The sequence below is a fragment of the Actinoallomurus acaciae genome, assembly GCF_042429965.1.
GTDB classification, from domain to species: Bacteria; Actinomycetota; Actinomycetes; order Streptosporangiales; family Streptosporangiaceae; genus Actinoallomurus; species Actinoallomurus acaciae.
This window is the reverse complement of the sequence record NZ_JBHLZP010000360.1, coordinates 1-8,527: the sequence shown is the minus strand read 5'-3', so window position 1 is coordinate 8,527 and position 8,527 is coordinate 1. Positions and strand designations below refer to the sequence as shown.

Annotated in this window: 9 protein-coding genes; 4 read left to right on the top strand and 5 right to left on the bottom strand. The window is 71.1% G+C overall.

Features of this window, described 5'->3' with window-relative positions; all coding sequences use genetic code 11:
• The 4 genes from ACFFNX_RS34365 to ACFFNX_RS34350 all read right to left on the bottom strand — a co-directional run.
• On the bottom strand, nucleotides 1-322 hold a 322-nt coding region (locus ACFFNX_RS34365; protein ID WP_378210082.1), incomplete at its 3' end, for an FGGY family carbohydrate kinase.
• An 18-nt stretch (nucleotides 323-340) separates the two neighbouring features.
• Complete coding sequence (locus tag ACFFNX_RS34360) at nucleotides 341-1,576, bottom strand: sugar ABC transporter permease (protein WP_378210081.1); 1,236 nt, start codon at nucleotides 1,574-1,576, stop codon at nucleotides 341-343.
• Nucleotides 1,569-2,384, bottom strand: coding sequence for an ATP-binding cassette domain-containing protein (locus ACFFNX_RS34355; protein ID WP_378210080.1), 816 nt, complete (start codon nucleotides 2,382-2,384; stop codon nucleotides 1,569-1,571). Before ACFFNX_RS34355 ends, ACFFNX_RS34360 begins: the two co-directional genes overlap by 8 nt.
• A 23-nt stretch (nucleotides 2,385-2,407) precedes the next feature.
• The gene (locus ACFFNX_RS34350; protein WP_378210079.1) at nucleotides 2,408-3,481 is read right to left on the bottom strand and encodes a substrate-binding domain-containing protein; all 1,074 of its coding nucleotides are present in this window, start codon (nucleotides 3,479-3,481) and stop codon (nucleotides 2,408-2,410) included.
• Between the two features lie 271 nt (nucleotides 3,482-3,752).
• Between ACFFNX_RS34350 and ACFFNX_RS34345 the strand changes: the two genes are divergently transcribed.
• Both ACFFNX_RS34345 and ACFFNX_RS34340 read left to right on the top strand, forming a co-directional pair.
• Nucleotides 3,753-4,571 carry a DeoR/GlpR family DNA-binding transcription regulator gene (locus tag ACFFNX_RS34345; protein WP_378210078.1) on the top strand — a complete coding sequence of 273 codons (819 nt, stop codon included), beginning with the start codon at nucleotides 3,753-3,755 and terminating at the stop codon, nucleotides 4,569-4,571.
• Complete coding sequence (locus tag ACFFNX_RS34340; RefSeq protein ID WP_378210077.1) at nucleotides 4,568-5,383, top strand: SAM-dependent methyltransferase; 816 nt, start codon at nucleotides 4,568-4,570, stop codon at nucleotides 5,381-5,383. Before ACFFNX_RS34345 ends, ACFFNX_RS34340 begins: the two co-directional genes overlap by 4 nt.
• A 126-nt stretch (nucleotides 5,384-5,509) precedes the next feature.
• On the opposite strand, the gene ACFFNX_RS34335 is transcribed toward ACFFNX_RS34340, so the two are convergent.
• Nucleotides 5,510-6,244: a class I SAM-dependent methyltransferase gene (locus tag ACFFNX_RS34335; protein ID WP_378210076.1), complete on the bottom strand. Its 735-nt coding sequence runs from the start codon at nucleotides 6,242-6,244 to the stop codon at nucleotides 5,510-5,512.
• 585 nt (nucleotides 6,245-6,829) lie between these two features.
• Between ACFFNX_RS34335 and ACFFNX_RS34330 the strand changes: the two genes are divergently transcribed.
• Nucleotides 6,830-7,999 carry a PP2C family protein-serine/threonine phosphatase gene (locus ACFFNX_RS34330; protein WP_378210075.1) on the top strand — a complete coding sequence of 390 codons (1,170 nt, stop codon included), beginning with the start codon at nucleotides 6,830-6,832 and terminating at the stop codon, nucleotides 7,997-7,999.
• Nucleotides 7,996-8,527 (top strand): hypothetical protein (locus ACFFNX_RS34325; protein ID WP_378210074.1); only part of this gene is annotated, 532 nt, incomplete at its 3' end. The genes ACFFNX_RS34330 and ACFFNX_RS34325, both read left to right, overlap by 4 nt.

Here is an 8,527-nt window from a genome sequence, read left to right as displayed (position 1 = left end):
ACCGCTCGACGATCGGGCCGGCCCGCCCGTCGTTCCACAGGATGGCGGGGCCGGTCGGTTCTCCGGCGGCGTCGACGAGCCAGCTCCCGTCGCCCTGCGCGGTCAGCGCCAGGTGGGTGACGGGCGCGTCCAGGCGCCCGGCCACCTGCCGGACTCCGCGGACGACCGCCTGCCAGACCTCGGTCAGGTCCTGTTCGGCGTGGCCGGGCGCCGGGCGGCGCACGGTGGTGGCCCGGCGCTCGACCGCGAGCTCGGCGCCGTCCTCGCCGTACCCGACCGCCTTGATCATTGTGGTGCCCGCGTCGACGCAGACGACGGCCATGACTGTCCTTTCCTCTCGTCAGGCGCGGCCGTGAGACGCGCGGGATCGGCGGGCCACCGCGTCGAGCGCCACCGCGAGCAGCAGCACCGCCCCGGTGACCATGTAGCGGTAGGAGGAGTCGAGGTTCAGCAGGGTGAGCCCACTGGAGATCGACTGGATGACGACGATGCCGAACAGCGCGGCGAACGCGCTGCCCCGCCCGCCGAACAGGCTCGTGCCGCCGATCACCACGGCGGCGATCGCGTTGAGGTTGACGTCGCCGCCGCCGCTGCTCTGGTTCGACGCGGCGAGGCGAGCCGCGGCCAGGACGCCGCCGATCGCGGCGAGCGTCGTGCACAGCACGAACGCCGAGGTGTAGACGGCCTTGACGTTGATGCCCGCCCGGCGCGCCGCCTCGACGTTGCCGCCCACCGCGTAGATCGACTTACCGTACTTCGTGCGCGTCAGCACGTAGTGCGTCACCAGGACCAGGGCGAGGAACAGCACGAACATCCAGCCGACGCCGCGGGTGCGGCCCAGGTACCAGACGGCCACGCCGGCCCCGATGAGCAGCACGAGGCTGCGGAGCAGCAGTCCCTGGATCGACGCCGCGGCGAGCCCGGCCCGGCGGCGCTCCCGCGCCCGCAGGAAACCGCTGGCGAACAGCGCGGCCGCCGCGACCACGATCAGCGTGTACGACAGCCACTGCGGCACGAAGTCGAGCTGGGCGAAGGTGACCAGCCCGGAGTCGAACGGCAGGTTGATCGAGCCCGCGGCGCCGAGCACCCACAGCTGGATGCCGAGGAAGCCGAGCAGGCCGGCGAGCGTGATGACGAAGCTGGGCACGCCGAGCCGGTTGAACACCTGCGCGTACAGCCAGCCGACCACCCCGGAGACCACCACCGCGGTCGGGACGGCCAGCCACGGCGACAGCCCATGGCCGACGAACAGGATGGCGGTGACCGCCGCGGCCATTCCGCTGAGCGAGCCGATCGACAGGTCGATCTGCCCGACGAGCAGCATGAACCCGACGCCGAGCGCGATGACGCCGACCGGTACGCACTCCAGCGTGAGGTTGACCAGGTTGGTGCTGGACAGGAAGACCGGGTTGAGGATCTGCATCACCGTCCAGATCACCACCAGGCCGACCACGACCGGCAGCACGCCGAGGTCGCCACCGCGGAACCGGCTCGTCAGCGCGCGCAGCCCGCCGCCGTACTCCTCCACGGTCGTCTCGCCCCGCGTCGGCGCGGGCGCCGTGCCGAGGTCACTCATCGTCGGCCTCCTTCACCGAGTCGGTGGCGCGGCGCCCGCGCCGGGCGCGCCTGGTCACGGCGTTGTCGGTGGCGCCGGTGATCGCCGTGACGATCTCCTCGGAGGTGGTCTCGAGCGCGTCGAAGACGCCGTTGTTGCGGCCCAGGCGCAGCACGGCCACCTTGTCGGCGACCGCGAGCACGTCGGCCATGTTGTGGCTGATCATGATCACTCCGTGGCCGCGCTCGCGCAGCCGGTCGATCAGGTTGAGCACCTCGGCGGTCTGCGCGACGCCCAGCGCGGCGGTCGGTTCGTCGAGGATGACGATCTTCGGATCGCCGAGCAGGGACCGGGCGATCGCGACGGTCTGCCGCTGACCGCCCGACAGCGCGGCGACCGGGATGCGCACCGTCGGGATCTTTGCCGAGAGCTGGTCGAGCAGCTCGCGCGAGCGCACCTCCATCGCCACGTCGTTGAGCCGCAGCGCCCGCAGCTCGCGGCCGAGGAAGAGGTTCTCGATCACGTTGAGGTTCTCGCAGAGCGCGAGGTCCTGGAACACGGTGGCGATGCCGAGCGACTGGGCCGCGGCCGGACTCGGGATCGCCACCGTACGGTCCTCGAACGTGATGGTGCCCGCGTCGGGCGCGTGGACGCCCGACAGCACCTTCACCAGCGTGGACTTCCCGGCGCCGTTGTCACCGACGATGGCGACGACCTCGCCGGCCGCCACGTCGAGGTCGACCTCGGTGAGCGCGGCGACGGCGCCGAAGGTCTTGGTGATACCCCGGAGGGACAGCAGCGTGCCCGCTTCGGTGGGCGATGTGGACATGACGTTTCCTACTGGTCCTCGTCCTACTTGATGCCGAGCTTGGCGCAGGCCGCCGCGTACGTCTGGGTGCAGACGGCGGAGGGCTTGAGCGCGCCGCCCGGGCCGAGCAGCACCTTGGCGATGTTGTCCTGGGTGACCACGGTCGGCGTGAACAGCTGCGACGGCGTGTTGAACAGGGTGGTCTGGGCCGCGGGCGGCTTGCCCTGGACGAACTGGTACGTCACGGTGGCGGCGGCCTCAGCGACGATCTTGATCGGCTTGGAGATCGTGTTGTACTGGTCGCCGGCGATGATCCGTTGAGCCGCGGCGAGCTCGGCGTCGTTGCCGGTCACGGGCGGCACGTCCGCGCCCGCGGCCTTGAAGGCGGCGATGGCGCCGCCGCCGGTGCCGTCGTTGGCCGCGACCACACCGCCGATCTGGCCGCCGAACTTGCTGATCTGGCCGCTCACCCAGTCCTGCGCCTTGGAGGGGTCCCAGTTCGGCGTGTCGTACTCGGCGAGCAGCTTGATCCCGCTGGTGTCGACGGCGCTGTGGATGCCCTTCTTGATCAGCCCGGCGGCGGCGTCGGTCGGCGAGCCGTTGACCTCCAGGATCCCGCCCTTGATCTTCTTCTCCTTGAGGTGGTCGACCAGCGACTGGGCGATCAGGGCACCGATCTTCTGGTTGTCGAAGGAGACGTAGTAGTCGGCCTTGGTCGTCGGGATCGGCCGGTCGTAGGCGATGACCTTCACGCCCTGCGACTGCGCGTTCCGCACGATCGTGGCGGCCGCCGCCGAGTCGACCGGGTCGATGACGATGGCCTTGACGCCCTGGGCCAGTACCGAGCTGGCCTGCTGCTGCTGCTTCGCGGCGTCGGCTCCGGCGTTCTGGTAGAGCACGGTGCAGCCGGGGCAGAGCTGCTTCATCTTGGCCTTGAACAGCGGCGCGTCGTACAGCTCGTAGCGGGTCGACGCGATGTCCGGCATCAAGAACGCGATCTTCGCGTCCTTGCTGCCGCCGGACCCGCCGGATCCGTTCGACGAGCACGCCGCCGCCGCGGTCAGCGCGATCAGGGTGGCCGCGGCCGCGGCGGCCGTTCTGGGCAGGAGCTTCTTCACGTTCTCCTCCGGCGAAAGGGGTACGAGGAGGCACGGCGGCCATCGGGTCACCGTCAGTTGACGTGATGAACACAACACCTCAGGCGCGAAGAATGTCAAGATTCTCGCCGTACTTAACACTGATCACTGTTAATAACTGTTAAGAGGCGCGAGGTCCGGGCCGCCGCGGCGGCTCACCAGCACGCGGTATCCGCCCTGTGACGGCGAAGTGGGGTGTATGTTACTTTCCACGCCAACATCACACCGCGGCGTACTCGGGGAGGGAGCTCAGGTGGCAGAGGACGCGACGGCGCCCGCCGGCAGCGACGGCGCGGCCTCGCGTGAACGCCGGGAGAAGATCCGCCAGCGCGTGGCGGACGAGGGGTTCGTGCAGATCAAGGCGCTCGCCGAGGCGTACGACGTCAGCGTGATGACCATCCATCGCGACCTCGACGTCCTGCAGAGCAAGGGCTGGCTACGCAAGATCCGCGGCGGCGCCACCGCGCAGCCGTCGGCCATGTACCACGGCGACGTACGGCACCGGCTCCAGGCGATGGCCGAGGCCAAGCGGCAGCTCGCCGACGCCGCGGTCGGCCTGGTCTCCCCCGGCGACTCGATCATGATCGACGAGAGCACCACCGGCCTGTCGGTCGCCGAGCTCCTGCCGTCGCGCGGCCCGCTCACCGTGATCACGAACTTCCTGGCCGCGGTCAACCTGCTGGCCGGCAAGCCCGACGTCGACCTGATCGCGCTCGGCGGCGCGTACTACCCGGCGTACGACGCCTTCCTCGGCCTGCGCACGTGCGACGCCATTCGGTCGCTCCACGCGGACGTGCTGTTCATGTCCACGACCGCGATCACCAACGGCCACTGCTATCACCAGTCGCAGGAGACCGTCGCGGTCAAGCTCGCGCTGATGGACTCCGCCGACCGGCGCGTACTGCTGGTGGACCACAGCAAGTTCGCCAAGAACGGCCTGCACCAGCTCGCGCCGCTGACCGCCTTCGACCTGGTCATCGTCGACTCCGGCACACCGGAGGAAGAGCTCACGGCGCTGCGCACGCGCGGCGTCCCGCTCCACGTCGCCGGCTCCGGCACGCCGCTGCCATGAGCGGCGAAGCCTCGCGAGGACCTCGCGGCTTCGACACCAGGGTCGCCAACATCGCCCGCATGAACGACTACTTCCTCGGCGGCAAGGACAATTTCGCCGCCGACCGGAAGGCCGCCGAAGAACTCCTCACCATCGCTCCGGAGATCAAGGACATGGTGGTGGAGAACCGCCGCTTCCTCGGCCGCGCCGTACGGTATCTGTGCGAGCGGGGCATCCGGCAGTTCATCGACGTCAGCACCGGGCTGCCCACGCGGGACAACACCCATGAGGTCGCCCGGTCGCGGGGTCCCGGCAGCGTGACGGTCTACGTCGACAGCGATCCGGTCGTCCTGTCCCACGCTCGCGCCATCCTGGTCGACAACGCGTCGAGTTCGGCGGTCGAGGGCGACATCCTGCACCCGCGCGAACTGCTCGAACGGTGCCGGGAAGACGGGTTGATCGACTTCGACCGCCCGGTCGCGGTCGTCATCCTCGGCGCGCTGCACTTCATCCCGCACTCGGACGAGCCGTTCAAGAAGGTCGCCTTGCTCCGCGACCTGCTGCCGGGCGGCAGCCATCTCCTCCTGTCCCACGCCGTGTTCGACGACCGCCCCGATGCCGTCACCCCGGTCGAGGACGTCTACCGGGCCCTGCTGAACCGGCCCGGCGAGAACGCCGCCCGCACCCTCGACGAGGTGCGTCCCTTCTTCGACGGCTTCGAACTGGCCGAGCCGGGCCTGGTGCCGCTCCGTGGCTGGCGCCCCGACAAGCCGGTGAACACCGCACCGCCGAAGGGCATCTGGATGGCCGGCGGCGTCGGCCGCAAACCGTAGCGACCCGGTCACGCCGAATCATTTTTGACACGACCATTCGGTTGCGCCGTTCCAGTCGCCTCCACCACGGCCATACGTTCCCCAGTCGCGGGTAGTAGCCGTCTGCTCCCGGGTGGCCCACCGGTTTCACCGTCGTTCGGCGGTCAGCAGGATGAACAGGGCGGTCGGGAAGCCCTCACGCCACCACGGATCGGCGCGCAGCCGCTCCTGCGCCGGACGGGGTTCGCGGATGTCGGTGATGACGAACCCGGCGTCCCGCAGCGTCGCGGAGTAGTACTCCAGCGGCCGCAGCCATGACGTGATGACCGAGGGCGACTCCAGCCCGTCCACCACGAAGTGCTGGTCGATGCCGCGCGCGGCGAAGTACCGCGACGCCGGCACGCTGTCGGCGGCGCCGCGTTCGGAGGCCTCGTTGTAGAAGCACGGGTGCAGCGTGAGAACGACCAGCCGTCCGCCCCTTCGCAGCACGCGGCCGAACTCGCCGATCGCGCCCGACGGGTCGGGCAGGTGGCTGAACAGATGGTTGCCGACCACGAGGTCGAGGGTGCCGTCGCCGAAGGGCAGGGCGTCGACGCTCGCGCACGCGTACGCGCCGCCGAGCCCGGCCGCCGCCTCGACCAGCCCCCGGCACAGGTCCATCCCGGCGACGCGCGCGCCGAGACCCGCGAGCCGGCGCGTGAGATACCCCTCGCCGCACCCGGCGTCGAGAACCCGCAGCCCGGCGCACTCCCCGATCGCGTCGAGAAGGGCATCGTCGGTGAGCTCGGTCCGGTAGCGGTCCCGCCCCTCCCGGATGATCTTCACCCAGTACGCGGCGTTGGCCTCCCACCGCTCACGCGTCAGCTCCGTACCCGCGTCCACCCGATCGCCTCCCCATGCGCCTCGCCGAGATCAGGAAAGTCGGAAACCGCGGGCCTGTCCAGGGGGGACCGAGGTGGCCGCGGCCGCGAAGGCCCATGCCGGGCGGCCGCCCGTCCGGAGACGGGCTCGGACCGCGGCGTGGAGCAGGTCCTCCACAGCGCGTACCGCCTCGGTCACGAGGAGGGCGACGGCATCCGGCGATCGTGTCGTACGCCTCACGGGTCACGACGCTGATGCCGGGCGACGTCATCGACGCGTCGATCAGTGGCGTCGGCGCGATGCGGCTGACGGTGCGCACGTGACCCCGGCGCGGGCCGCGGCGTGACCGGGGAACCCGCGGGTCACGGGGGTCCGCCCGGGCGGCGATGAGCCCCACGGCACATACCGCGCGCGGTCTGTTGTCGTCCGGCAATTACGGCCGGTATCGTGGCACATCACCATCGAGGCGGGCTTCCCGCTCAAGGAGCGCGGGAGTGTGCGAGTGATCACGGTTCGTGGAGTGCCGGGCCCGGGCCCGCGTTCGTCTCGGGAACGGCCGGGGGCCTGGTGAGGACCCTCGGTGCGTCGTCTTCGGCGGGTGTTCCGGTGGTGGGACGGAACGCGCTGCGGATCCTGCTGATCGAGGACGACCTGGGCGACGCGGTGCTGGTCCAGGAGTACCTCGACGAGACGGACATGGACGCGGGCCTGACCGTGGCCCGCAGCCTCGCCGAAGCCCGCGGCCTGCTGGCCGGTTCCCCGTCCTTCCACTGCGTGCTGGTGGACCTGTCGCTGCCGGACGCCGACGGCCTGGACCTGCTGCGGGAGGTCCTCTCCCTGGCCCCGCGCGCCGCCGTCCTCGTCCTGACCGGGTTGAACGACACACAGGTCGGGATGGCCGCGGTCGCCGCCGGCGCCGAGGACTACCTGGTCAAGCAGGAGGTCGAGCCCGCCCTGCTGGCGCGGGCGCTGCGGTACGCGCTCGAGCGCAAACGCGCCGAGGAGTCCGAGCGCGAACTCGTCGAGGCGCGCCTGCTCGGCCGGGAGAACACCCGCCTGGCCCAGGGCCTGCTCCCGGTTCCGCGGCTCCGGGACGACCGGCTGCGCCACCACACCCGCTACCGTCCAGGCCGCCGCCGCGCCCTGCTCGGCGGAGACTTCTACGACACCATCCAGACCCCCGACGACGCCGTCCATCTCATGATCGGCGACGTCAGCGGCCACGGCCCCGACGAGGCCTCGCTCGGCGTACGGCTCCGCATGGCCTGGCGCACGCTCGTCCTGACCGGACTCACCGGCGGTGACCTGCTCGCCACTCTCGATGAGGTCCTGACCCTCGAACGGTGGACCGAAGAGATCTTCACCACCCTCTGCATGATCACCATTGCCCCCGACCAGTCCCACGCCACGGTCTACCGGGCCGGCCACCCCCGGCCCCTGCTGTTCGGCGGCACCACCGTCGAGGCGCTCCCGGAGGACGACTGCGGCCCCGCGCTCGGCCTGTTCCCCGACGCCGAGTGGCCCGCGGCCACCGTCGCGCTGCCCGACGCCTGGGCCCTGATGCTCTACACCGACGGGATCATCGAAGGACGTGTCGGCGACGGTCCCCGGCGTCTCGACACCGAGGGCCTGCTCACCCTCACCCGCGACGCGCGGAACAACGGCCTGACCGGGCAGGACCTCCTCGACGCCCTCGTCGCCGAGGCCGAGAACCTCAACGGCGGCGGACTCACCGACGACCTCGCCATCCTGCTGCTCAGCGGAGAGCGCGGGTGACCGCGGGCAGCGACACCCACGAGACGGCCGAATCCGGTCGCCCGTCCGGTGCGGGAGACACCGCGCCGGCCGATCCGCCGGTCATCGCCCCGTTCGTGCCCCCGGCGCCGAAGAGCCGGTTCGGCCGCGTACGGATCGGTCAGTGGTTCCGGCTCGGCGGGCTGTTCCTCGGCATCCTCCTCATCGCCTCCCTCGCTCAGTCCGGCGTGGCGATCTACCGCCAGTCGCTCACGCGCGACCTCGTCACCGGCCACATCGTCCCGGCGGCGCTGCTGCAGTCGCAGCTGAGCGGCGCCGTCGGCCAGCAGGACACGGCGATCCGTCAGTACGCGGCCTCCGGCGACCCCGCCGCGCTCGCGACGTACCGGCAGAAGATCGCCGAACAGGCGCGCGTGTCCGCCGCCATGCGGCGTCTGCTGGGCGAGGTCACCGGCTCCGGCCGTTCCCTCGCCGACATCGCGGCCCTCGACCGGGCCGCCGCGGACTGGCGGACCGGGTACGCCAAGGCGATCGCCGCCCGGCGCGGCT